Origin of the sequence: Amycolatopsis sp. PS_44_ISF1, from assembly GCF_032335455.1 — a bacterium.
GTDB lineage: Bacteria > Actinomycetota > Actinomycetes > Mycobacteriales > Pseudonocardiaceae > Amycolatopsis.
On the sequence record NZ_JANUXO010000001.1, the window covers coordinates 1 to 24,929 of the forward strand.

16 protein-coding genes and 2 rRNA genes are annotated in these 24,929 nt (G+C 69.8%); 6 read left to right on the forward strand and 12 right to left on the reverse strand.

What is annotated here, in order from left to right; translation table 11 throughout:
* The 5 genes from NYF13_RS00005 to NYF13_RS00025 form a co-directional block, all read right to left on the reverse strand.
* A 23S ribosomal RNA gene (locus tag NYF13_RS00005) occupies positions 1 to 786 on the reverse strand; the annotation flags it as partial.
* A gap of 304 nt (positions 787 to 1,090) precedes the next feature.
* Positions 1,091 to 2,609 (reverse strand): 16S ribosomal RNA (locus NYF13_RS00010).
* A 385-nt stretch (positions 2,610 to 2,994) separates the two neighbouring features.
* Positions 2,995 to 4,587 (reverse strand): amidase, encoded by a 1,593-nt coding sequence (locus tag NYF13_RS00015; protein WP_315653395.1) that lies wholly within the window; start codon positions 4,585 to 4,587, stop codon positions 2,995 to 2,997.
* On the reverse strand, positions 4,587 to 5,930 hold the full coding sequence (gene glnA, locus NYF13_RS00020; protein ID WP_315653396.1) for a type I glutamate--ammonia ligase: 1,344 nt from the start codon (positions 5,928 to 5,930) through the stop codon (positions 4,587 to 4,589). Before glnA ends, NYF13_RS00015 begins: the two co-directional genes overlap by 1 nt.
* A gap of 76 nt (positions 5,931 to 6,006) precedes the next feature.
* Positions 6,007 to 7,299: an MFS transporter gene (locus NYF13_RS00025; RefSeq protein WP_315653397.1), complete on the reverse strand. Its 1,293-nt coding sequence runs from the start codon at positions 7,297 to 7,299 to the stop codon at positions 6,007 to 6,009.
* Between the two features lie 92 nt (positions 7,300 to 7,391).
* On the opposite strand from NYF13_RS00025, the gene NYF13_RS00030 reads away from it, so the two are divergent.
* On the forward strand, positions 7,392 to 8,087 hold the full coding sequence (locus tag NYF13_RS00030) for an LppX_LprAFG lipoprotein (RefSeq protein WP_315653398.1): 696 nt from the start codon (positions 7,392 to 7,394) through the stop codon (positions 8,085 to 8,087).
* Positions 8,088 to 8,095: 8 nt separating this feature from the next.
* Here NYF13_RS00030 and NYF13_RS00035 read toward each other — a convergent pair whose 3' ends face one another.
* Positions 8,096 to 9,664: an alpha/beta hydrolase gene (locus tag NYF13_RS00035; protein WP_315657102.1), complete on the reverse strand. Its 1,569-nt coding sequence runs from the start codon at positions 9,662 to 9,664 to the stop codon at positions 8,096 to 8,098.
* A gap of 172 nt (positions 9,665 to 9,836) precedes the next feature.
* On the opposite strand from NYF13_RS00035, the gene secA2 reads away from it, so the two are divergent.
* Both secA2 and NYF13_RS00045 read left to right on the forward strand, forming a co-directional pair.
* Positions 9,837 to 12,176, forward strand: a complete 2,340-nt coding sequence (secA2, locus tag NYF13_RS00040; RefSeq protein ID WP_315653399.1) for an accessory Sec system translocase SecA2 — start codon at positions 9,837 to 9,839, stop codon at positions 12,174 to 12,176.
* 111 nt (positions 12,177 to 12,287) lie between these two features.
* Positions 12,288 to 14,009: an NAD+ synthase gene (locus NYF13_RS00045; protein WP_315653400.1), complete on the forward strand. Its 1,722-nt coding sequence runs from the start codon at positions 12,288 to 12,290 to the stop codon at positions 14,007 to 14,009.
* Positions 14,010 to 14,065: 56 nt separating this feature from the next.
* Here NYF13_RS00045 and NYF13_RS00050 read toward each other — a convergent pair whose 3' ends face one another.
* Together NYF13_RS00050 and NYF13_RS00055 are read right to left on the reverse strand one after the other, a co-directional pair.
* A complete protein-coding gene (locus tag NYF13_RS00050; RefSeq protein ID WP_315653401.1) occupies positions 14,066 to 14,479 on the reverse strand; it encodes a MarR family transcriptional regulator in 414 nt (137 codons plus the stop codon).
* A gap of 83 nt (positions 14,480 to 14,562) precedes the next feature.
* The gene (locus NYF13_RS00055) at positions 14,563 to 15,210 is read right to left on the reverse strand and encodes an MBL fold metallo-hydrolase (protein ID WP_315653402.1); all 648 of its coding nucleotides are present in this window, start codon (positions 15,208 to 15,210) and stop codon (positions 14,563 to 14,565) included.
* Positions 15,211 to 15,533: 323 nt separating this feature from the next.
* On the opposite strand from NYF13_RS00055, the gene NYF13_RS00060 reads away from it, so the two are divergent.
* Positions 15,534 to 16,085, forward strand: a complete 552-nt coding sequence (locus NYF13_RS00060) for a methylated-DNA--[protein]-cysteine S-methyltransferase (RefSeq protein ID WP_396287200.1) — start codon at positions 15,534 to 15,536, stop codon at positions 16,083 to 16,085.
* A 420-nt stretch (positions 16,086 to 16,505) separates the two neighbouring features.
* Here the strand turns inward: NYF13_RS00060 and NYF13_RS00065 are convergent, their stop codons facing one another.
* Positions 16,506 to 17,069: a hypothetical protein gene (locus tag NYF13_RS00065; RefSeq protein WP_315653403.1), complete on the reverse strand. Its 564-nt coding sequence runs from the start codon at positions 17,067 to 17,069 to the stop codon at positions 16,506 to 16,508.
* A 101-nt stretch (positions 17,070 to 17,170) separates the two neighbouring features.
* On the reverse strand, positions 17,171 to 20,494 hold the full coding sequence (lysX, locus tag NYF13_RS00070; protein WP_315653404.1) for a bifunctional lysylphosphatidylglycerol synthetase/lysine--tRNA ligase LysX: 3,324 nt from the start codon (positions 20,492 to 20,494) through the stop codon (positions 17,171 to 17,173).
* A gap of 247 nt (positions 20,495 to 20,741) precedes the next feature.
* Between lysX and panB the strand changes: the two genes are divergently transcribed.
* A complete protein-coding gene (gene panB / locus NYF13_RS00075) occupies positions 20,742 to 21,629 on the forward strand; it encodes a 3-methyl-2-oxobutanoate hydroxymethyltransferase (RefSeq protein WP_315653405.1) in 888 nt (295 codons plus the stop codon).
* An 80-nt stretch (positions 21,630 to 21,709) separates the two neighbouring features.
* Here panB and NYF13_RS00080 read toward each other — a convergent pair whose 3' ends face one another.
* Positions 21,710 to 22,618, reverse strand: a complete 909-nt coding sequence (locus NYF13_RS00080) for a cytochrome c oxidase assembly protein (protein ID WP_396286037.1) — start codon at positions 22,616 to 22,618, stop codon at positions 21,710 to 21,712.
* Between the two features lie 61 nt (positions 22,619 to 22,679).
* Positions 22,680 to 23,624 carry an undecaprenyl-diphosphate phosphatase gene (locus tag NYF13_RS00085; RefSeq protein ID WP_315653406.1) on the reverse strand — a complete coding sequence of 315 codons (945 nt, stop codon included), beginning with the start codon at positions 23,622 to 23,624 and terminating at the stop codon, positions 22,680 to 22,682.
* A gap of 316 nt (positions 23,625 to 23,940) precedes the next feature.
* Here NYF13_RS00085 and pip point away from each other — a divergent pair, with 316 nt between their 5' ends.
* Complete coding sequence (gene pip / locus NYF13_RS00090; RefSeq protein ID WP_315653407.1) at positions 23,941 to 24,897, forward strand: prolyl aminopeptidase; 957 nt, start codon at positions 23,941 to 23,943, stop codon at positions 24,895 to 24,897.
* Positions 24,898 to 24,929 lie beyond the last annotated feature (32 nt).

Sequence of the window (24,929 nt, forward strand, 5' to 3'; positions counted from 1 at the left end):
TAGATCACTCCGCTTCGGGTCTAGACCACGCGACTATGTTCGCCCTGTTCAGACTCGCTTTCGCTACGGCTACCCACACGGGTTAACCTCGCCACGCAGCACTAACTCGCAGGCTCATTCTTCAAAAGGCACGCCATCACCGTAACGTCTCACAACGTGCTCGGGCTCTGACGGCTTGTAGGCACACGGTTTCAGGTACTCTTTCACTCCCCTCCCGGGGTACTTTTCATCTTTCCCTCACGGTACTAGTCCGCTATCGGTCTTCAGGAAGTATTTAGGCTTACCGGGTGGTCCCGGCAGATTCACAGCAAATTCCACGAGCTCGCTGCTACTCGGGAACACCACACAAACAACCACCACATGTTTTCGCGTACGGGGCTCTCACCCACTCCGGCCCGCCATCCCAAACGGTTCCACTAACATGCATGATCATTCCGAGGACTGTCAGATCCTCGACGCTGGGTCCCACAACACCGCACACACAACGCCTGACAGCTTGACATGTACACGGTTTAGCCTCTTCCGCTTTCGCTCGCCACTACTCACGGAATCACGGTTGTTTTCTCTTCCTACGGGTACTGAGATGTTTCACTTCCCCGCGTTCCCTCCACACCGGCTATATATTCACCGGCGGGTAACACCACATCACTGGTGCTGGGTTTCCCCATTCGGAAATCCTCGGATCACAGCTCGGTTGACAGCTCCCCGAGGCTTATCGCAGCCTCCTACGTCCTTCATCGGCTCCTGAAGCCAAGACATCCACCATGTGCCCTTAACAACTTGACCACAAAGATGCTCGCATCCACTCTACAGTTCTCAAACACCACACCAGAAACAACAGTGTGTTGCCTCAGGACCCAACAGCATGCCAGCAAACAATCCACCACCCAGGACGACACACCCGGCTTTCCACGCGGAAACACGCCCCGCAGTACTCGCCGGCGGTCACCCCACCGCGATGAACCATCACCAGTAGTTCCACAATTCCTTGAGCAACCAGGACAAGTACACACACGGCACTTGAGCCCCGGCCACCCCACACCCCGAACCCGGGTATCCCGGGGAGGCATGGATGTGTTGTGCTCCTTAGAAAGGAGGTGATCCAGCCGCACCTTCCGGTACGGCTACCTTGTTACGACTTCGTCCCAATCGCCAGTCCCACCTTCGACCACTCCCTCCCTTACGGGTTGGGCCATGGGCTTCGGGTGTTACCGACTTTCATGACGTGACGGGCGGTGTGTACAAGGCCCGGGAACGTATTCACCGCAGCGTTGCTGATCTGCGATTACTAGCGACTCCGACTTCACGCAGTCGAGTTGCAGACTGCGATCCGAACTGAGACCGGCTTTAAGGGATTCGCTCCACCTCGCGGTATCGCAGCCCTCTGTACCAGCCATTGTAGCATGTGTGAAGCCCTGGACATAAGGGGCATGATGACTTGACGTCATCCCCACCTTCCTCCGAGTTGACCCCGGCAGTCTCCCACGAGTCCCCGCCATGACGCGCTGGCAACGTAGGATAAGGGTTGCGCTCGTTGCGGGACTTAACCCAACATCTCACGACACGAGCTGACGACAGCCATGCACCACCTGTACACCAACCACAAGGGAAGCCCCATCTCTGGAGATGTCTGGCGCATGTCAAGCCCAGGTAAGGTTCTTCGCGTTGCATCGAATTAATCCACATGCTCCGCCGCTTGTGCGGGCCCCCGTCAATTCCTTTGAGTTTTAGCCTTGCGGCCGTACTCCCCAGGCGGGGCGCTTAATGCGTTAGCTACGGCACGGACAACGTGGATGTCGCCCACACCTAGCGCCCAACGTTTACAGCGTGGACTACCAGGGTATCTAATCCTGTTCGCTCCCCACGCTTTCGCTCCTCAGCGTCAGTATCGGCCCAGAGACCCGCCTTCGCCACCGGTGTTCCTCCTGATATCTGCGCATTTCACCGCTACACCAGGAATTCCAGTCTCCCCTACCGAACTCAAGTCTGCCCGTATCGACTGCACGCTGAAGGTTAAGCCTCCAGATTTCACAGCCGACGCGACAAACCGCCTACGAGCTCTTTACGCCCAATAATTCCGGACAACGCTCGCACCCTACGTATTACCGCGGCTGCTGGCACGTAGTTAGCCGGTGCTTCTTATCCAGGTACCGTCACTTGCGCTTCGTCCCTGGCGAAAGAGGTTTACAACCCGAAGGCCGTCATCCCTCACGCGGCGTCGCTGCATCAGGCTTGCGCCCATTGTGCAATATTCCCCACTGCTGCCTCCCGTAGGAGTCTGGGCCGTGTCTCAGTCCCAGTGTGGCCGGTCACCCTCTCAGGCCGGCTACCCGTCGTCGCCTTGGTAGGCCACTACCCCACCAACAAGCTGATAGGCCGCGGGTTCATCCTGTACCGCCAGAACTTTCAACAACCCCCCATGCGAGGAACTGTCATATCCGGTATTAGACCCCGTTTCCAAGGCTTATCCCAGAGTACAGGGCAGATTACCCACGTGTTACTCACCCGTTCGCCACTCATCCACACCCGAAAGTGCTTCAGCGTTCGACTTGCATGTGTTAAGCACGCCGCCAGCGTTCGTCCTGAGCCAGGATCAAACTCTCCAACAATGAACAGTCCGATCGAGACTACTTCTCAATCAATCACTCAAAAGAAAACCCCGACGAGGGGGTTAACATATAAGCTCTACTGGCTTAGTTCACTAGCACACTGTTGAGTTCTCAAGCAACACACTTCATTGCTTCAAGCGATATTCACAAGCTTTTGGTCGAGCATGCCTTATCCTACGAAGATTCCCGCAGGGGGTCGGCGGCCGCTCGTGGGCCGACGCTGAACGTTACCTGGTCCGTTTCGCGGTGTCAACCCGCTCGGCCCTGGCGCCTGGTCCGCGGGGCTTTCGGCCCCGCCGTCCCGGTGTTCCTGGCGACGAAGAGAAGATTACATGGCCCGGAACCCCCCGAAAACAGGGGGGTCACTTAACGCCATCGTCGCAGGTCAAGACCCAGAGGTGGGCACCGACGGCAGCTTCGGCAGGTAGCGCGGCGGCTCCCGGCCCGGAGCGACGCGTTCGAAGTCGGCCGCGAGCGCCAGCATCCGGCCGTCGGACCACCGCGCGCCCATGAACGAGAGCCCGACCGGCAGCGGTCCGACGAACCCGGCCGGCACCGTCACGTCCGGGTAGCCCGCGACCGCCGCCGGGGTCGAGGACGGGATCACGTCGTCGTCACCGGTGGCGCAGTCGGTCTTCCACGCCGGCGGGTTGGTCGGCGAAACAATGGCGTCGAGCTGGTGCTCCGCCAGGGTCTCGTCGAGGGAGCGGCGCGCGAGGTCCGAAAGTTCCGCCCGGCCCGCGCGGTAGCCCGGATCGTCCGGGCCCGGTGCGGCCAGCGCCCGTTCGAACAGCTCCTGACCGGCGAAGCAGGTCCGCTCCAGGGGGTCGGCGCGGTTGTAGGCGATCAGGTCGGCCAGGTTGCGCGGCCCGGAAGGGCGGGTGGCCAGGTACGCGTCGATGTCGCGGTGGAACTCCGTTAGCAGGGCGGGGAACTCCAGCTCGGCGAGCCGGTCCTGGTACGGCGGGGTCACTTCGATCACCTCGGCCCCGGCCTTGACCAGCGAGTCCCTCGCCCGGGACAGCACCGCGTCGGTGTCCGGGCCGAGCACCGGCAGGCGCCAGAGACCGATTCGCGCGCCACGCAGCGCGCCTGGGCGAAGCAGCTTCGCGTAATCCGTCGGCTGCGTAGCCGGGTACTGCGCCGTCGCGGGATCGGCCGGGTCTCGCCCTTGCAGGACCGAGAGAGTCAACGCGACGTCGACGACGTTGCGGGCGAGAGGACCCGCCGTGTCCTGCTCGGCCGAGATCGGCACCACCCCGGTGCGGCTGACCAGCCCCAGGCTCGGTTTGTGCCCGACGGTCCCGGTCATCCCGGCCGGGCAGACGATCGAACCGTCCGTCTCGCTGCCGATCGCGACCTGCGCGAGCGAGGCCGCGACCCCGGCCGCGGAACCGGCGGAGGAACCGCACGGGTTGTGGTCCAGCACGTACGGGTTGTTGGTCTGTCCGCCCACACCCGACCAGCCGGAAGTCGGTTTTTCGGCGCGGAAGTTCGCCCATTCCGACAGGTTCGCCTTGCCGAGGATCACCGCGCCGCCCGCACGCAGCCGGGTGATCAGCGTGGCGTCGGCCGACGGGCGGCTGCGCAGGGCGCGCGAACCGGCCGTGGTGGGCTGGTCACGGGTGTCGACGTTGTCCTTGACCAGCACCGGGATGCCATCGAGCGGCCCCCGGGCCCGGCCGGCGCGGTGACGCAGGTCGCTCGCCGCCGCCTGCGCGAGTGCGGCCGGGTTGAGCGCCAGCACCGCGTTGACCTTCGGGTCGACGGCGCGGATCCGGTCGAGGTAGGCCCTGGTCAGGTCCACCGCGGTGAGCCGGCCGGTAGCCATCCGCGCCTGCAGGGCGGGGATGTCGGCGGAGTCGAGGTCGAATCCCCCGGGCCCTGGAGCGGCCGAGGAAGGCGGCGCCGTCATCGCGGCGACCCCGAGGGCGGCGACCAGCGCCGAAAGGACTCGGAACACCGGTCGCCGCTCCATCAGAGCACCGGCAGGAGCGTGCGAAGCTCGTACGGGGTGACCGCGCTGCGGTAGCTGTCCCACTCGACCCGCTTGTTCCGCAGGAAGAAGTCGTAGACATGTTCGCCGAGCGCGTCGGGCAGCAACTCCGACTTCTCCATCTCCGCCAGGGCCTCACCCAGGTTCTGCGGCAACTGTGCGTAACCGGCGGCGCGGCGCTCGGAGTCGGAGAGCTGCCAGATGTTGTCCTCGGCGGGCGGCGGCAGCTCGTAGCCCTTCTCGATCCCCTTCAACCCCGCGGCCAGTATCACCGAGTAGGCCAGGTACGGGTTGCAGGCCGAATCCAGGGTCCGGATCTCCACCCGCCGCGAAGACGCCTTGCCGGGCGAATACATCGGCACCCGGACCAGCGCGGACCGGTTCGCGCGGCCCCAGGACACCGTGGTCGGCGCCTCGCTGCCGTGGATCAGGCGCTTGTAGGAGTTCACCCACTGGTTCGTGACCGCGGAGATCTCCTTGGCGTGGTGCAGCAGCCCGGCGACGAACGCCTTGCCGGTCTCCGACAGCTCGTACGGATCCTCGGCGTCGTAGAACGCGTTGCGATCGCCCTCGAACAGGCTGACGTGGGTGTGCATGCCCGAGCCGGGCTGGTCGGTGAACGGCTTCGGCATGAAGGTGGCCCGCACGCCCTGCGTCAGCGCGACCTCCTTCACCACGTAGCGGAAGGTCATCACGTTGTCGGCCATGGTCAGCGCGTCGGCGTAGCGGAGGTCGATCTCCTGCTGGCCGGGCGCACCCTCGTGGTGGCTGAACTCCACCGAGATGCCCATCGCCTCGAGGGTCTCGATGGCGTGGCGGCGGAAGTGCGTGGCCGTCGCGTGGCTGGCCTGATCGAAGTAGCCGCCGTTGTCGGCCGGCTCGGGTTCGCTGCCGTCGTCGGGGAGGTTGGCGAGCAGGAAGAACTCGATCTCCGGGTGCACGTAGCAGGTGAAGCCCGCTTCGCTCGCCTTCGACAACTGGCGCCGGAGCACGTGCCGCGGGTCCGCCCACGACGGTGAACCGTCCGGCATCGCGATGTCGCAGAACATGCGCGCGGAGTACGGGCCGCCTTCCGGGGTCTCCCACGGGAGCACCTGGAAGGTGGCCGGGTCGGGCTTGGCGACCATGTCGGACTCGTAGACCCGGGCGAAGCCCTCGATGGCCGATCCGTCGAACCCGATCCCCTCGCTGAAGGCGCCCTCCAGCTCGGCGGGGGCGACCGCGACGGACTTGAGGAACCCCAGCACATCGGTGAACCAGAGCCGGACGAAACGGATGTCGCGCTCTTCCAAGGTGCGGAGCACGAACTCCTGCTGGCGATCCATGGCCGAACCCTAACGAGGGCGTGTTAACGGGATGTTTCGCGACGCGCCGGAGCGGTCCCCTCCACGTGATCTCCCCTCACCGGGCGAAAGCCGGCGCGGGTTTACCGGATCGGGTGATCGACACCGACGCCACCGCCGCGATCACGGCCAGGCCCGCCGCGACGTACCAGGCCAGCGCGTAATCCCCCAGGCGGTCACGCACCGCGCCGGCCGCCGAAGCGGCGAAGGCCGCACCCAACTGGTGACAGGCGAAGACCCAGCCGAACACGATCGGCCCCGCCTCGCCGAACGACCGGACGCAGAGGGTGACCGTCGGCGGGACCGTGGCCACCCAGTCGAGCCCGTAGAAAAGGATGAACGCCCACATGCTGGGCTGGACGGAGTTCGCGAGCAGCTGCGGCAGGAGCGCCAGCGAGACGCCCCTCAACGCGTAGTAGACGCCGAGCAGCAGCCGCGGGTCGACCCGGTCGGTGAGCCAGCCCGACGCGATGGTCCCCACCACGTCGAACACCCCGACCAGCGCGAGCAGTCCCGCGGCCGTGGTCTGCGGCATGCCGTGGTCGTGGGCCGCGGGGATGAAGTGGGTGCCGACCAGCCCGTTGGTCGTCGCGCCGCAGATGGCGAAGCCGACCGCGAGCAGCCAGAACGACCTCGTGCGCGCGGCCTGGAAGAGCACGGCCAGCGCGCGGCGGGCCGAGCCTCCCTCGGCCACCGGGCGGACCGGTTCGGTGCCGGCCGGGGAGCCGGCCGGGGAGCCGAACGCCGTGGCGCCGACGTCGGCCGGGTGGTCACGGACGACGAGCAGCACCACCGGGACCACGGCGAGCGCCGCGAGCGCGATCACCAGCGACGCCGTACGCCAGCCGTCGCCGACCGCGAGCGCGGCGACGACCGGCAGGAACACCAGCTGCCCGGTCGAGCCCGCGGCGGTCAGCACCCCGGTGACGGCGCCGCGGTGGCGCACGAACCAGCGGGTGGTGACGGTGGCGGCGAAGCTCATCGCCATCGAGCCCGTGCCCGCGCCGACCAGCACGCCCCAGCAGAGGATGAGTTCCCAGCTGGTGTTCATGAAGACCGTGCCGCCGGCGCCGAGCGCGACGACGAACAGCGCGGTCGCGGCGACGCGGCGGATGCCGAAGCGCTCCATCAGCGCGGCCGCGAAGGGGGCGAAGACGCCGTACAGGACGAGGTTGACCGAGACGGCGGCACCGATGGTCGCGCGCGACCAGCCGAACTCCTCGTGCAGCGGGTCGATCAGGACGCTGGGCGCGGCGCGGAACCCGGCGGCGGCCAGCAGCGCGACGAAAGCGGCGGCGGCCACGAACCAGGCTCGGTGGACACGGGCGGAAGAACGGGTCTCGACGGTCACAGCAGGTGAGTCTGGTTCGCCGACTCGCCGTTCGACAGTGGCCTGAAGGACAGCATCCGAAAAGATCGGGCCACCCGAGTACGCTCTCCGCCATGCGCTGCCGACGCTTCCTGCCGGCGCTGTTGCTCCTCGGGCTCACCGGCGGTTGCACAGCGTCACCCCCGCTGCCCGCCGGCGGCGAATTGGTCAGTGCCGCGGAGACGACGTTCGCCCAGGTCCAGAGGGTGCACTTCGCCGTGGAGGTGAACGGTGTACTGCCCGGATTCACGTTGCGGCAGGCCGAAGGCGACGCCACGCTGACCGGCGGTGGCCACGCCTCCGGCCAGGCCCAGGTGCAGAACGGCGCCCAGGACCACAAGTTCGACTTCGAACTCGATGGCGACACCGCGACCACGAAGGACGCCTCCGGCGCGTCGTCGACCAGGCGCTCACCGCTCACCGTCGCCGGTTTCCTCGGCGAGCACGGCGGACTGGCGCAGCTGCTCGGCGCCGTCACCGGGGCGCGCACGGAGATCCAGGAATCGGTGCACGGTGTGGACGCCTACCGCGTCGGCGGGTCCGTGCCCGCGGCCGTGGCCGCCCGGCTGCTGCCGCAGATCCACGACGACGTGCTGGTCAAGATCTGGGTGACGACGAGCGAGCCGCGCCGCTTCGCCCGGCTGTGGCTCCAGGTGCCGCCCGAGACCCAGCGGGACAACCCGGTGATGTTCGAAGTGACGCTGTCGCAGCAGGACCAGGCGGCCGATCCGGCCCAGCGCGCGGCGGACGCGGAGCCGGCGCGCAAGTAGCCGCCGGTTCAGCTCCCGGCGCAGCGCGTGCCGTCGGCCGGTGTCGTGCCGTTCACCAGGTAGGCCACGCCCACCTTGTCCACGCACGCGTTGCCCTGCAGGAACACCGTGTGCTGCGTGCCCTCGAAGGTGAGCAGCGAGCCCTTCAGCGCCTTCGCCAGGTTGACCCCGGCCTGGTACGGCGTGGCCGGGTCGTTCGTGGTCGAGATGGTGAGCGTCTTCGGCAGGCCGTCGACGTTCGGCTCGTGCGGCTGCGAGGTGTTCGGCACCGGCCAGAACGCGCAGGCGTCGCGGGCCGCGCTGGCCTGGCGGCCGTCGTCGAGGAACGGCGCGACCTGGACGTACTTCTGCTGCGCTTCGAGGACCTTCTGCGGGTCGGTGACCCGCGGGTCGTCGACGCAGCGGATGGCGGTGAAGGCGTCCTGCGTGGTGCCGTAGCGGCCGTCGGCGCCGCGCTCGTTGTAGATGTCCGCCAGCTTCTCCAGCGTGGAGCCGCGCTGCTGCTTCAGCTCGTTGAGCCCGGTGTTCAGGTACTCCCAGAGGTTCTGCTGGTAGAGCGCCTGGATCGCGCCGGTGGTGGCGTCCTCGTAGGACAGCTTGCGGCCGTCGCCGACCGGCACCGGGAAATCGATCAGCGGGCGGGTGAGCTGCTGGAACGCCGCCACGGCGCCGGCCGCGTCCTGGCCCAGCGCGCAGTCCTGGCGGGCCGCGCACCACTTCGCGAACTCGTTGAACGCCGTGCCGAAGCCCTGGCCCTGCGCGACCAGGGAGTCCTCGGGATCCTGGTCCGGGTCGACGGCCCCGTCGAGGACCAGCGCGCGGACGTTCTGCGGGAACGCCTCCGCGTACGTCGACCCGATGCGCGTGCCGTACGAGTAGCCCAGGTAGGTCAGCTTCTGGTCGCCGAGGACCGAGCGCAGCACGTCCAGGTCCTTCACGACGTCGCGCGTGCCGACGTGCTCCAGCATGTCGTCGCCGTACTTCGTGCGCTGGACGCACTTCGCGGCGAAGTCCTTCTCCTGCGTTTCCTGCTTCGATACGCCTGCGGGCGAGCCGTCCGTCTCGCTGTCGTCCGCGCGGTCGGCATCGCGCTCCGAGTCGCTCAGGCAGCGGATCTGCGGCTCGCTGGCGCCGATCCCCCGCGGGTCGAAGCCGACCAGGTCGAAGCGGCTCCCGAGATCGTTCTTGGCCACCTGGTCGATCAGCCCGGCGGCGGCGGACATACCGGACGCGCCGGGACCGCCCGGGTTGACCACGAGCGAGCCGATGCGGTCACCGGAACCACTCGCCTTGTGCCGCAGCACGCCCAGGGTGATGGTCTGCCCGTCCGGTTTGCCGTAGTCCAGCGGCACCGTGAGCCGCGCGCACTGGATGCCTTGCGCCCGGAAGGCGGACCGCGAATCGTCCGAGGTCGCGTAGGGTGCGCAGTCGGCCCAGGTCATGCTCTGCCCGTAGAAGCGCTCCAGCCCCGCGGGCACCGGCCCGACCGGTGCGTGCGATTCGGTCGCCGGCGAGGGCAGGGCCTGGCCACTGTTCGACGAGCACGCCCCGAGCGTGACGGCGAGCAGGCCGGACACCGCGAGAGCGGCGATTCGGTGGGCACGAGGGCTGGCGCTGACATGAGGGGGCACGGTTTGATCGTGCCATCCGGCCGCGGAACTCCGACGCACCACCGGCGCGTTGGGGATGCGGGGCCGGCCCGCGGTCCGCGACCGGGCGACACGCGTTACACAGGACGGGAGACCAGGGGTGGCACTGATCAGCCGGGTGGGCAAGCGGCTCCGCCGGATCATCCAGCGGCCGGGCAGCGTCGAGCTGACGCGTTACGAGGCGCTGCTGCCCGCAGTCGAGAAGCTCGGGCCCGAGCTCGAGAAGCTGTCGGACCCCGAGCTCACCGAACGCGCGGGCGCACTGCGCGAGAAGCTCGAAGGCGCCGGCGCGTTCACCGACGAACAGCTGGTCGAGGTGGGTGCGCTCGGCCGTGAGGCCGCCCGCCGGGCGCTGGACGAGCGGGCGTTCGACGTGCAGGTGCTCGGCACCATGGGCCTGCTCAGCGGGCACGTGGTGCAGATGGAGACCGGTGAGGGCAAGACGCTGGCCGGCGCGCTCGCGGCCGCGGGCCACGCCCTGCGCGGCAAGCGTGTGCACGTGGTCACCGTCAACGACTACCTGGCCCGACGCGACGCGGAGTGGATGGGCCCGGTGTACGCGCTGCTGGGCGTGTCCGTCGGCTGGGTCGAGCCCGCGCACTCGCGTGAGCAGCGCAAAGAGGCCTACGGCAAGGACGTGACCTACGGCGCCGTGGCCGAGATCGGCTTCGACGTGCTGCGCGACCGCCTGGTGACCGAGGTCGACGACCTGGTGCAGGGCGCCCCCGAGATCGCGATCGTGGACGAGGCCGACTCCGTGCTGGTCGACGAGGCGCGCGTGCCGCTGGTGATGGCCGGTTCGATCGACCACAACGACGCCGACGAGGAGGTCGCGACCGTCGTCCGGCGGCTGCGGCTGGGCCTGCACTACGAAACCGACTCCGACGGCCGCAACGCCTGGCTGACCAGCGCGGGCGCGTCCGTGGTGGAGAAGTCGCTGGGCGGCATCGACCTCTACGGCGACTCCGGTTCCGACCGGCTGGCCGCGGTGAACGTCGCGCTGCACGCCCACGCGCTGCTCACCCGCGACGTCGACTACCTGGTCCGCGACGGCAAGGTGCAGCTGATCAACGCCGCCCGCGGCCGCGTGGCCGAGCTGCAGCGCTGGCCGGACGGCCTCCAGGCCGCGGTCGAGGCGAAGGAGCAGGTGGCGGCCACCGACCGCGGCGAGATCCTCGACTCGATCACCGTGCAGGCCCTGCTCGCGCGCTACCCCGAGGTCGCGGGCATGACCGGCACCGCCGTGGCCGTGGCCGAGCAGCTGCGCGAGTTCTACCGGCTCGAGGTCGCGGTGATCCCGCCGAACACCCCGAACGTGCGCGAGGACCAGCCGGACCGGATCTTCGGGTCGCCGTCGCAGAAGCTGCGCGCGATCGAGGAGGAGATCCGCACGGTGCACGAGACCGGGCGGCCGATCCTGGTCGGCACCCAGGACGTGGCCGAGTCCGAGGAGCTGGCGGACAAGCTGGCCAAGGCCGATCTGCCGTGCGTGGTGCTGAACGCGCGCAACGACGCCGAAGAGGCCGCGATCATCGCCGAGGCGGGCAAGAAGGGCGCGGTCACCGTGTCCACCCAGATGGCCGGCCGCGGCACCGACATCCGGCTGGGCGGCACCGAGGGCGCGAGCCGGGAGGAGGTCGCCGAGCTGGGCGGCCTGCACGTGATCGGCACCGCGCGGTACCCGTCGAGCCGGCTCGACGGGCAGCTGCGCGGCCGCTCCGGCCGTCAGGGCGACCCGGGCAGCGCGATCTTCTTCGCCAGCCTGAACGACGACCTGGTGCTGTCGAACGCGCCGGACATCCCGGAGGGCATCGGCTCCGACTCCGAGACCGGCGAGATCACCGACCAGGCCGCGCACCGGCAGATCAACCACGCCCAGCGCGTGGCCGAGGGCGTCGACCTGGAGATCCACCGCAACACCTGGCGCTACACGCGGCTGATCGAGCGGCAGCGCGCCGAACTGCTGGAGCACCGGGACCAGGTGCTGCGCACCGGCCTCGCGGCCGAGGGCCTGGAGAAGGCCCACCCGGAGAAGTTCGCCGAGCTGAAGGCGAAGCTGGACGACCAGGACCGGCTGGAGCAGCTGTCGCGCGAGGTGCTGCTGTTCCACGTCGACCAGCTCTGGTCCGACCACCTGGCCTACCTGACCGACGTGCGCGAAAGCATCCACCTGCGGGCGCTGGCCCGGGAGACGCCGCTGGACGAGTTCCACCGCGCGGCCATCCCGGAGTTCCACAAGATCATCCCGGAGGCGGCCACCCGGGCGGCGAAGACGCTGGAGGAGGCCGAGATCACCGACGACGGCCTCGACCTGGCCGACAACGGCGTGCGGCGCGCGAACACCACGTGGACCTACCTGGTGCACGACAACCCGTTCGACTCGGACTTCGAGCAGACGATCAAGCGGGTGCGCAGCATGATGAAGATGAAGAAGGCCTGACCACCTCGTGAGCGGCTGTGCCGGTTCCGGCCGGTTCCGGCCCGGCCGCTCACGAGACTTCTGGCGCACATTCGCTCGTCCGGGGAAGCCGCGGTGGGACAGAATGGCGGCATGCCGCAACTGCGCATCGCACTGGCCCAGGTCAACACCACCGTCGGCGACCTCGACGGGAACACCGCGCTCACCGTCGAGTGGACCCGCCGGGCCGCCGAGGCCGGCGCCCACGTCGTCGTGTTCCCCGAAATGTCCCAGACCGGCTACCCGGTGGAGGACCTCACGCTGCGGCGGACGTTCGCCGACGCGTCCCGCAAGTCCGTCGAAGAGCTCGCACGCCGCCTCGACCAGGCCGGCTGCGGCGAGGTCCTGGCCTACGTCGGCTACCTCGACTTCGACGAGGTGGGCCCGCGTGACGCCGCCGCGGCGCTGTACCGCGGCGAGGTCGTGGCCCGGCAGTTCAAGCACCACCTGCCCAACTACGGGGTCTTCGACGAGCACCGCTACTTCAAGCCCGGCACCGAGCTGGAGGTCGTGCGGCTGCACGGCATCGACATCGGCATGGTGATCTGCGAGGACATCTGGCAGGACGGCGGGCCGATCTCCGCGCTCGGCCGGGCCGGGGTCGACCTGGTGGTGTCGCCGAACGCCTCGCCGTACGAGCGGTCCAAGGACGAGCAGCGGCTGCCGCTGGTCGCGCGCCGGGCCGCCGAAGCGGGCGCGCCGCTGGTCTACACCAACCAGGTGGGCGGCCAGGACGACCTGGTCTTCGACGGCGACTCGCTGGTGGTCGGCGCGGACGGGACGCTGCTGGCGCGCGCCCCGCAGTTCGTGGAACACCTGCTGGTGCTGGACATGGATTTGACCGCCGGCGGGCACGCGACCGACGGCGAGCTCGACGGCCTGCACGTACGGCGCCGGGTGCTGGGCGAGCAGCCGCTACCGGCGTATCCGCCGCTGACCGACCCGGTGATCAGCGAGCCGCTGTCCGATGAGGCCGAGGTCTGGTCGGCGCTCGTGGTGGGGCTGCGCGACTACGTGCACAAGAACGGCTTCTCCTCGGTCACCTTCGGCTTCTCCGGCGGTATCGACTCCGCGGTGGTGGCTTCGCTGGCGGCCGACGCGCTCGGCGGCGACAACGTGTACGGCGTCTCGATGCCGTCGAAGTACTCCTCCGGGCACTCGAAGGACGACGCCGCGGACCTGGCCCAGCGGATCGGGGCGCACTACCGCGTGGAGCCGGTCGAGGACATGGTCTCGGTGTATGTGAACCAGTTGAAGCTGATCGGGCTGGCGGAGGAGAACATCCAGGCGCGCACCCGCGGGATGCTCCTCATGGCACTGTCCAACCTGGACGGTCACCTGGTCCTCGCGACCGGCAACAAGACCGAGCTGGCGGTCGGTTACTCCACCATGTACGGCGACGCGGTCGGGGCGTTCGCACCGATCAAGGACCTGTTCAAGACGCACGTGTGGCGGCTGGCGCGGTGGCGCAACCAGACGGCTCTGGGCCGCGGGGAGACCCCGCCGATCCCGGAGAACTCGATCACCAAGCCGCCGTCCGCGGAACTGCGCCCCGGCCAGGTCGACACCGACTCCCTGCCCGACTACGCGCTGCTCGACGACATCCTGGACGACTACGTCGAGGGCGACCGCGGTTACGCCGACCTGCTGGAGGCCGGCTTCGAGCCGGAGACGATCGACCGTGTGGTGCGGATGGTCGACCAGGCGGAGTACAAGCGGCGGCAGTACCCGCCGGGCACGAAGATCACGTTCAAGGCGTTCGGGCGGGACCGGCGGCTGCCGATCACCAACGCCTGGCGGGAACGCAAGGCCTGAGGATGGTCCCGCTCGCCGGGCGGGGGCGCGGTTTTCGGTGGGGGCACCGGCTCCGGTCACGGATCCCGGCGGAGGTGGTCGGTCAGCCGGGTGAGCAGTTCGACGGAGCGGGCCAGCTCGGCCCGTTCGGCCGGGTCGAGCGCGTCGTCGATCGCCGCGGCCAGGCGGTCGGCGCGGGCTCGGCGCTGCCGGTCGAGCCGTTCGCGTCCGGCGGCGGTGATGTGCAGGACGATCTTGCGGCCGTCGCTCTCGTGCGGGGCGGGGCGCACGAGGCCGGCGTCCACGAGTTCCTTGACCGACCTGGCCGCGCTCTGGTGACGGATCCGGCGCCAGCTCGCGAGTTCCGCCGTGGTGGCGGGTCCTTCGCGATCGAGGTGACCGAGGACGGCCGCCTCGCCGGACGGCAGGGTGTCGGTGGTCCTCGCGGCCCGGACCAGCTGACCGACGGCTGCGCGCAGGTTTTCCGCCAAGCGGTCGCTGCCGATCAGGTGTTGGCCCGTCGCGGGTCGCCGAACCTGGTCCGCAGCCGTTCGGGTGGGGTCCACGGCGGCGGTCAGCTCGCCAGCTCGAGGCTGTCACCGGCCGGGATTTCGGTGATGGGTACGCCGGTGAGGCCGGTTTCGCCCAGCAGGGTGGCGGTCGAGCGGCGGCCCAGTTCGCTGAGCATCAGCTCGTGGATCTGGATGACCCGGTCCGGGCGGACGGCGCGGACGAAATCGGCCGCCTCACCCAGCTTCGTCCACGGGCCGCTGGTCGGCAGGAGCAGCGTCGACACGGGTACGCCCGGGGCGAAGTAGGCGTCGCCGGGGTGGAAGAGGGAGCCGTCGACCAGGTAGCCGACGTTGTCGACGAGGGGGATGTCCGGGTGGATCAGGGCGTGCCGCTCCCCGTGCACGGTGAGCCGGAAACCGCCGGCCTCCAGCACGTCACCGGCGGCGACCGCGCGAACCCGGCCACCGTGGTCGCCGAGCTTGGCCAGCACGGCCGCGGGACCGAACACCTGCAGCTCCGGACGGCGGTCGAGGGCCTCGGCCACCAGAGCGTCGTCGAAGTGGTCGAAGTGCTCGTGGGTGACGAACACGGCCGCCGCGTGGGCGACGGCGTCCTTCGCGCCCGGGGTGAGCGTGCCCGGGTCGAAGGTGATCGAGGTGCCGTTCTTGGCCAGCTCGACGCAGGCGTGGGCGTGCTTGGTGAGGCGCACTGGGAATCCTTTCCGCGAATCAATACAGCTCAACTGTACACCTTTGCTGTACATTTGCCGAGTGGGTGCCGGTTTTTGTCGGTGGGGGCTTTTAAGGTGTCGGCATGACGGTTCGGTTCACCGTGTTCGAGACGCCGATCGGTCCGTGCGGGGTGGCCTGGCGGGGTGAGCTGCTCGTGGGGACCACGCTCCCGGAGGGCAGCGCGGAGCGCACCCGCGCCCGGCTGCTGGCCCAGTTCCCGGAGGCGGTGGAGGTACCGGGGACGGAGTTCGAGCGGGTGCGGGTGGCTGAGGCGGCGAGGTCAGTGAAGGCGACGGTGCGGATGCGGGTGGCGGAGGCGGCGAGGTCAGTGGAGGCAGCGGTGCGGGTGGTGCCCGGTGCGGCGCAGGTGGCCGAGGTGGGGCAGGTAGCGGTGGAAGCGGCCCGGGTGCCTGATGCGGCGCAAGTAGCGGCGGAGGCGGTACGGGTGCCTGATGCGGTGCGGGAAGCGGAGCGGATGCCTGACGCGGTGCGGGCGGCGGTGACGGGGATCGTCGCGTTGCTGGGTGGGGAGCGGCGGGATCTGGCCGAGGTGGGGCTCGACTTCAGGGGGGTGCCGGAGTTCAACCGGCGGGCCTATGAGGTCGCGCGGACGGTTTCGCCGGGCAGGACCGTGACGTACGGGGACATCGCCCATCGGCTGGGGACGCCGGGGGCGGCGCAGGCGGTGGGGCAGGCCATGGGGCACAACCCGTTTCCGATCGTGGTGCCCTGCCACCGGGTACTGGCCGCCGGCGGTCAGGACGGCGGCTTCTCCGCGCACGGCGGGGTGCGGACGAAACGGGCGATGCTCGTGATCGAAGGGGCGATCGCCGACGAGCCGACGCTGTTCTAGACGGGGGAAACCGGCGCCGAGCGAATGAGCCCGGGCGCTGCCGACCGCGGTTCGGGGACCGGCCGTGCACCCGGAAGCCCTGGCACGGCAACAGTGGAAGCGCTGTCACAAGGCACGTTCGACACCGCCAGGGGAAGGGGGTTGGCCGCCATCGAGCTAGATCAGCGACCGCGGTACGGGACTGTCAGCGCGCACCGGGCCACCGAAGAGGCAGCGCCCGCGTTCACGTCCACCGGTCAGACCGGCGAGCTAACAAGATCAGCGGGCGCCAGTACCGGCGGCGTTAAAGACCAGCGAGCGCCAGGATCAGCGCGCGTCCAGAGCTAACGGGCGTCCAGGACCAGCGGGCACCAGCACCAGCGACCGCCCAGGATCGGTGGGCTCTCGGAACAGCGGGCGTCCAGGACCAAAGAGCGCCGCTCAAGATCGCCGATGTACCGGCGTGACCACGACGTATGCGGCGCCGACTCCCAGCAACACCGTTCGTACCGCCAGTTGCACTCGGGTGAGCAGACCCTGCGCGTGTCCCGGGCCCAGCGTGCCCGCCACGAGGACCAGCGCCCACGTCGTCAGGACCAGGGCCAGGCCCGCGATCGCCCACTCCCGCCAGCGCGGGGGCCACCACAGGACCAGGCTCAGCGCGCCCGCCACGAACACCAGGTTGGCCGCCAGCTCGACGGCCGTCAGACCCGGCTCCGCCGCGTCGGCCAGCATCAGGAAGCCGAAGACGGCGACCGCGACCGCGCTCAGGCGGGACGTCCAGTGGACCGGGGCCAGCCGCATCAGCGGGGGTCCGGACAGCACGAACGCCAGACCGGCCAGTCCGCGCGCGATTCGGAACACCGGGTTCGCGCCGAGCAGGTCCTCAGCCGGGCGGTCCACCGGCGAGAGCCCGGTGTCCACCACGAACTCCAGCAACCACGCGGAGTACGCCAGCAGTCCGGCCGTGAACAGGACCACCACAGCGATTCGCGCCGTACGCACCCGCTCACCCTAGGGGAGAAGCTGCGACGTTGCCCGCGAAGACGTCACAGCCGCGATCTTCGCCCCACCGCGAAGATCACCGGCCGTCACCCCGCGGTCACTCAGCCCTGCGGGCGCACGAACGGGAACAGCACGGTCTGCCGGATCGACGCGCCGCTCAACATCATCAGCAACCGGTCCACGCCCAGGCCGAGACCGCCCGTGGGCGGCATCCCGTGCTCCAGCGCCAGCAGGAAGTCCTCGTCCAGCTCCATGGCCTCGACGTCCCCGCTCGCGGCGCGCAACGACTGGGCCTCCAGCCGGCGGCGCTGCTCGATCGGATCGGTCAGCTCCGTGTACGCGGTGCCGATCTCCGAGCCGAACGCGACCAGGTCCCAGCGTTCGGCCAGCCGCGGGTCGACGCGGTGCTGCCGGGTCAGCGGCGACACGTCGGTCGGGTAGTCGGTGTAGAACGTCGGCCGCACGGTCGAACCCTCGACCAGGTGGTCGTACGCCTTCAGCACCAGGTCACCGTGGCCGGCTTCCTCGGCCACCGGCACCCCGGCCACGGCGCACCGGCGGCGCAGCTCGGCCACCGAGGTCGAGGAGGTGACCTCCTCCCCCAACGCCGCGGAAACGGCCTCGTGCACCGGGATCACCGGCCAGTCACCGGAGATGTCGTGCTCGACCAGCCGCCCGTCGGCGTCGGGCCGGCGCACGATCTGCGCCCCGTACGCCGCCTCGGCCGCGTACTGCACCAGCTCGCGGGTCAGGTCCCGCATCGAGTTGTAGTCGGCGTAGGCCTGGTACGCCTCCAGCATCGTGAACTCCGGGTTGTGCGTGGCGTCCACGCCCTCGTTGCGGAAGTTCCGGTTCAGCTCGAACACCCGCTCCACCCCGGCCACGCACAGCCGCTTGAGGTACAGCTCCGGCGCGATCCGCAGGTACATCCGCATGTCGTAGGCGTTGATGTGGGTGACGAACGGCCGCGCGTTCGCTCCACCGTGGACGGTTTGCAGCATCGGCGTCTCGACCTCGAGGTAGTCGCCCTGGTGCAACCGCTCGCGCACGGCCCGGACCACAGTGGACCGCAGCCGCAGCAACTGCGCCGACTCCGGGTTCACCGCCAGGTCCAGGTACCGCTGGCGCACCCGGCTCTCCGGGTCCGTCAGCCCCTTCCGCTTGTCCGGCAGCGGGTGCAGGCACTTCGCGGTGACCGTCCACTCCTCCACCAGCACCGAGAGCTCGCCTCGGCGCGAGGTCACCACCTGCCCGCTGACCCCGACGTGGTCGCCGAGGTCGACCCCGGTCCGCCAGCCGGTCAGCTCCAGCACGTTCGCGTCGAGCATCAGCTGCAGTTCGCCCGAGAAGTCCCTGATCCGCGCGAAGCACAGCCCGCCCAGCGTCCGCAGGGCCAGCACCCGCCCGGCCACGCGGACCCGGTGCCCGGTCTGCGAATCCGGCGCCAGCTCGCCGTACTTGCGCACGACGTCGCCCAGCAGGTCCTCCCGCCGGAAACCGACCGGGTACGGGTCGACGCCCAGCTCCCGCAGCTTGTCCAGCTTCGCGACGCGCACCCGCACCTGCTCCGGGCGCCGGACCGGCTTCGGCACGGTCGTGGCCGAACTCTCGTCGATCCGCCTGGCCTCGGCGACGAACTCCTCCCCCACCTTCTCCAGCCGCAGCGAGCGCGAACCGCCCGTGGGCACGAAACCCTCCAGCGCTCCGGCGACGATGCCGATGCGCGGCAGCCGCCGGGCCGAGGAGTAGCAGAGGAACCGCGGCTCCCAGTCCGGCCCGTACTTCGCGTTGGACCGGTACAGCGACTCGAGCTGGAAGAAGCGCGACGCGACCCCGAGCACCCCGCGCCACGCGCGCAGCACCGGCCCGGCGCCGATCCGCTCCCCCTCGGAGAACACCGCGCGGAACATGGCGAAGTTGAGCGAGATCCGCTGGGCGCCCAGCTGCTGCCCGGCCGCGACGACCTCGGCGACCATGAATTCGTTGAGCCCGTTCTCCGCGCCGCGGTCGCGGCGCATCAGGTCGAGCGAAAGCCCGCGACGGCCCCACGGCACGAACGACAGCATCCCGCGCAGCCGGCCGGCGGCGTCGAAGGCCTCGACCATCACGCTGCGGCCGTCGCTCGGGTCGCCGAGTCGGCCCAGCGCCATCGAAAACCCGCGCTCGGTCTCCGCGCCCCGCCACTGCTGGGCGTAGGCGAGCAGCTCGGTCATCTCCTCGTCCGGGATCTCGCTGTGGCGCCGCACCCGCGAGGTGTACCCGGCACGTTCGATCCGCTTCACCGCCTGGCGCACGGACTTGCGCTCGGGCCCGGTCAGCGAGAACTCGCGGATGTCGAGCACGGCCTCGTCGCCGAATTCCAGCGCCTTCAGGCCCGCGGCCGCGTACACCTTGGCGCCGCGCTCGCTCGCGCCGAGCGCACCGGGCGTCCAGCCGTAGGACCGGGTCTCGTCGAGCCACGCGCGCACGGCGTCGGGCCACGCGTCGGGGTCGCCGATCGGGTCCGCGCTGGCCACGCTCGTGCCGCCGAGCACGCGGTAGGTCACCGCGGCGCGGCCGTTCGGGGCGAAGACCACGCTCTTGTCGCGGCGGGTGGCGAAGTAGCCGAGGGAGTCGTCCTCGCCGAACTCCGCGAGCAGCCGGCGCAGGCGCAGCTCCTCGTCGTCGGTGCGGAGGCGGCGGCTGCGCACGCCGCGGAAGAGCATGTAGAGCGCGGCCGTGGCGACGAAGGTGGCGCCCAGGTCGAGGAACACGTCCAGCCACGCCGGTCCTTCACCGACACCGATGCGCTTGAGCTGGATGTTCTCCCCGGTCGCGTGGTTGACCACCCAGGCGAACCGCTCCCAGGCGTCGCCGAGGTGGCCGGGGAACGCCTCGCTCAGCGCCCAGCCGAGCCCGATCACCAGGATCAGGCCACCGAGCAGCGTCGACAGCCCGTCGCGCCAGGCCCCCCGGGCGAGCCGCGCCGGGAACGCCGGGCGCAGCGCGAGCAGGAACAGGATCAGCAGGATCGAGAGCAGGTCGGCGAGCGTGAGCACCCACACCCGCATCGGGATGTGCCGGAGCTGGTGCGGGCCGACCGTGAGCAGGTCGGGCTGCCAGATCAGGACCGCCTGCAGGCCCAGGGTGACCAGCAGGCCGCCGACCTGGAACAGCAGCAGGGTGTAGAGCGCGGCCCTCTTGCGCCGTCGCAGCGCTCCGCCGAGCACCACCAGCAGCAGGACGATCACCAGGCTCGCGCTGGTCGGCACGCTGAGCGCGGAGAACGCCATGTCGATGCCGTTGAGCAGCCGTCCGCGGGCCCCGCCGGCGATGAGCAGGACGACGGAGAAGACGGCCGCCAGTTGCACGACGGTGGCGACCACGCCACCCGCCTTGGCCTTCCAGGCGGGGATGCGCGGGTGCGCGCTCGCAGGGGTACCCATCGTTGCCTTTCTCCGCGATGGCCGTGTTGTCACGACGACCTCAAGGACGTCAGTGCACACGCATTGGTTGTCTCCGGGCATCACCCGCAGGAATGAGCCGGGATCATCCTCCCGGTGCAGGCCACCGCCGTGTGAAGCTGGTCGCACGGGCTTGGGGGCACCGGCGGGGCGTGTCACGCTTTGACCCGAATCTGCTCCACGACCCGGGGACCTCTTCGAGGCCTCGAGGGAAGGACGGTCGACGACGATGTCTACCCCCAGCACGCCCGGCGGATCCGCCGAAGAGGTGGCCGCACCGTACGGCTCCGGGCCTGCCGCCCCCGCGCAGCCGGCGCCCGCCAAGAAGGTGCGCATCCACCACCTGCGCGAGCTCAAGGAGCGCGGCGAGCCGTGGCCCATGCTCACCGCCTACGACATGTACACCGCGGAGCTGTTCGACGAGGCCGGCATCCCGGTGCTGCTCGTCGGCGACTCCGCCGCCAACAACGTGTTCGGCTACGACACCTCGCTGCCGGTGACCGTCGACGAGCTGCTGCCGCTGGTGCGCGGCGTCACCCGCTCGGTCAAGCGCGCGCTGGTGGTCGCCGACCTGCCGTTCGGCTCCTACCAGCTCTCGCCCGAGCAGGCGCTGGCCACCTCGGTGCGATTCATGAAGGAGGGCCGCGCCCACGCGGTGAAGCTCGAAGGCGGCCGCCGGTTCGCGGCGCACGTCGAAGCGCTCACCTCGGCCGGAGTGCCCGTGATGGGCCACATCGGCTTCACCCCGCAGAGCGAGCACAACCTCGGCGGCTACCGGGTGCAGGGGCGCGGCGAAGCGGCGGACGTGCTGCTCGCCGACGCGCTGGCGCTGCAGGAGGCCGGGGCCTTCGCGGTGGTCATGGAGATGGTGCCGGCGGAGGCCGCGAAGCGGGTGACGCACGAGCTGAAGATACCGACCGTCGGGATCGGTGCCGGACCGGACTGCGACGCGCAGGTGCTGGTCTGGCAGGACATGGCCGGCCTGCGCCGAGGTAAGGCGCCGCGGTTCGTGAAGCGATACGCCGATCTCGCCGGGGTGCTGCAGGGCGCCGCGACGGCGTTCGCCGAAGACGTCCGGCGGGGTGAGTTCCCGGCTCCGGGGCACGCGTTCCACTGACTCGCCGCCCGATCCGCCTAAGCCACCTCGACCGCGTCCCGCACGTTCGAGGCGGCTTCGGCCGGGGGCAGGGGCGCGGGTCATCGACGGCGGAAGCGGGCGGCCAGCTCGGGGTCGTTCTCCCACCAGAGCCCGCCGGACGGCGCCTCGCCGGAATTCTCTTCGTCGTCCAAGCGCTGGTCGAGCTGCTTCGCGCGCTTCTCGTCGTCTCGGGACCAGCGGATGAACAGCGCGCCGACGAACGGCAGGCCGGCGACGTCGCCACCGATCCACAGCACGCCGGCGCCGATGATCTGGTCGGTGCGCGGATCCGGGCCCCAGCCCGGGTGCGCGTTCGCGTAGTGCGCGGGCGCGAGCAGCGGGCCGAGCCACAGCACCAGGCCGAGCGCACCGTCGAACACCACCTCGGTGAACGAGATCCACACCGACACCAGGTGGGAGCCGCCGCGCGGGGTCGGGTCGAGCTGCACGCGGCTGTAGAAGTACAGGAACCCGGCCAGCACCAGCAGAAGGCGGACGAGACCGCCGACGACCGGCGAGTCCAGCGAAAGCTCGTACAGCGGCGTCAAATAGATCAGCAGGAATGGCGCGATCAGCACCACGGTGACTGAAAGCGGGAACGTCACGAACCGGGCGAAGCCGCTTCGCCCGTACCGGCGCAGTGATGCGGCGAGGCCCGGAGAAGCGCTACGCATGAGAAGCGTGATGGGCGCGCCGAGCGCGAGCAGCAACGGCGTCACCATCAGCAGCACCGTGTTCTGCGTCGCCCGGACCCAGAACAGCGTGGTGTCGTAGACGCCGAGGAAAGAGCAGGTGACCAGCACGATCGTCACCAGACCGGCCAGGAATGCGCCGGTCCGACCGGGTGACCAGGACGGCTGCCGGCGCGCGGCGGAGACGTAGGCGACGGCGAGCAGGAGCACGACCACAACGGCCGGGAGGTCGGTGGTCCAGGCCGTGAAGATGGTCGCCCCCCTCAGCGGAGGCACATTCGCCGCGAGTTCGATGCCGCCAGTCTGCCTCCCGCGGAATCCGGGCCGGACACCACCCTCACCACGACAAGAAAAGCAGGCTCCCGATTCCGGCGATGAAGCAATAGATCGCGAACGGCGTCAAGGTTCGCGTTTCGAAGTATTTCGTCAGGAAACGGACAGCGATATACGACGCGACCCCGGCGACGAGGCTGCCCACCAGCGCCGGCCCGAGTGAAGGGCCGTTCTCCGGGGTGAACAGCGAAGGCAGCTTCAGCACGCCCGCGGCGAGGATCACCGGAGTCGCGAGCAGCCAGGCGAACCGCGCCGCGACCTCGTGCCCCAGACCTCGGCGCAGTCCCGCGACCATGGTGATGCCGGACCGGCTGATGCCCGGCAGCAGCGCGAGGATCTGGGCCGAGCCGATCAGCACGGCCTCGCCGACGCCGAGTTTCGCCAGCCGGGCGTCGGTGGCCTCCTCGACGGTGACCGCGCGCATCACGAGGGTGTCCTCGGCCGAGAAGTCCACCGTCTCTTCGGTACGCCGGGCCGCGGGTTCAGCCGCCGGTTTCGGCCGCGAGAAGCGCTCGGCGGCGAACAGCACCCCGCCGTTGAGGGCGAGGAAGATCGCCGCCGGCACCGGCTTGCCGAGGAAGTCGCGCAGCAGGCCCTCCAGCAGCAGGCCGGCCAGGCCGACCGGGATGGTGGCGAGCACGAGCAGCCAGGCCAGGCGCTGGTCCGGCGTGCGCACCTCGCGGTGGCGGATCGAGGTCCAGAGCCCGCCGATGATCCGCACCCAGTCGCGGCGGAAGAACAGCACCAGGGCGAGCGCGGTGGCCACGTGCATGGCGACCAGCACGGCCAGGTAGGGCGAGTCCCGGCCGATGCTCAGATCCCGCTGCCAGGAGCCGCCGATCACCGCGGGCACCAGGATGCTGTGCCCGAGACTGGACACCGGAAACAATTCCGACACCCCCTGCAGGGCGCCGACGACGATCGCCTCGACGTAGGTAACCGCGGACATTCACAAGCCTTTCTCGGCGGCAATCCGGGGATTACCGAAAAGCCAACCATGGCCGGGTTAACAACGGGCAAAGAGCGCAGCCGGCCGCACTCGGCTCCCGCTTGTTCACATCCATGAACATTAGTCATGTTCTTGACTGACGTTCGAGCAGTGGCTTACCGTTGACCGCGTCCCCGCAGGAACCGGTGCGGGTAGGTGCGCGGAAGGGGATTCGCCGGCACGGGCCGCTGACCCGCGACCACGGACTGGGGGCCCGCTCAGCCCGGCGGCGGGGGCGGGCCCCCACCGCACCCCGTGCTCCGGCAGAGTGTCGGCCATGGAAGACGACCTCTACCCGCCGCTCCCGGTGCGCGCCGACGGCCTGCTCGACGTCGGCGACGGGCACCGGATCTACTGCCAGGACGCGGGAAACCCGGACGGGAAGCCGGTCGTCGTCCTGCACGGCGGGCCGGGCAGCGGGATCGCGGCGATGTCGCGCCGGCACTTCGACCCCGAGGTCTACCGGGTCATCCAGTTCGACCAGCGCGGCGCCGGGCGCAGCACGCCGAACATCGGCGCCCCGGAGGCCGATCCGGCCACGAACACGTTGTGGCACCTGGTTTCGGACATGGAGCGGCTGCGCGAGCGGCTGCGCATCGAGCGCTGGCAGCTCTTCGGTGGCTCCTGGGGTTCCACGCTCGCGCTGGCCTACGCGCAGACGCATCCGGCGCGGGTCTCGGAAATCGTGCTGCGCGGCGTCTTCACGGTCCGGCGCAGCGAGCTCGACTGGATCTACCGCGGCGGCGCGGCGAACCTGTTCCCGGCCGAGTGGGAGGGATTCCTGGCGCCGCTGCCGGAAGCGCTGCGCGCCGATCCGCTGGCCGGCTACCACGAGCTGCTCGCTTCCGAAGACCGCGGGATCCGCGAGCGCGCGGCGATCGCCTGGAGCGTCTGGGAAGGCGCGACGGTCGCCCTGCTGCCGCAGGAGGCGTTCCGGAACCAGTACGCCAGCCCGGATTTCGCGCTGACCTTCGCCCGCCTGGCCGTGCACTACTTCCGCCACGGCGCCTGGCTCGACGAAGGCCAGCTGATCCGCGACGCCGGCCGCCTGGCCGGCATCCCGGGCGTGCTGGTGCAGGGGCGCTACGACTCGGTCTGCCCGCCCATCACCGCCTACCAGCTGCACCGCGCGTGGCCGGGCTCCACCCTGCGGCTGACCGAAGGCGCGGGCCACGCCGTGAACGACCCCGGCATCCTGGCCGCCCTGCGCGCGGCGGCCGACGGATTCCGTTGACCGCAGGGAGGCGGCCACCCCTCACCGGCCCG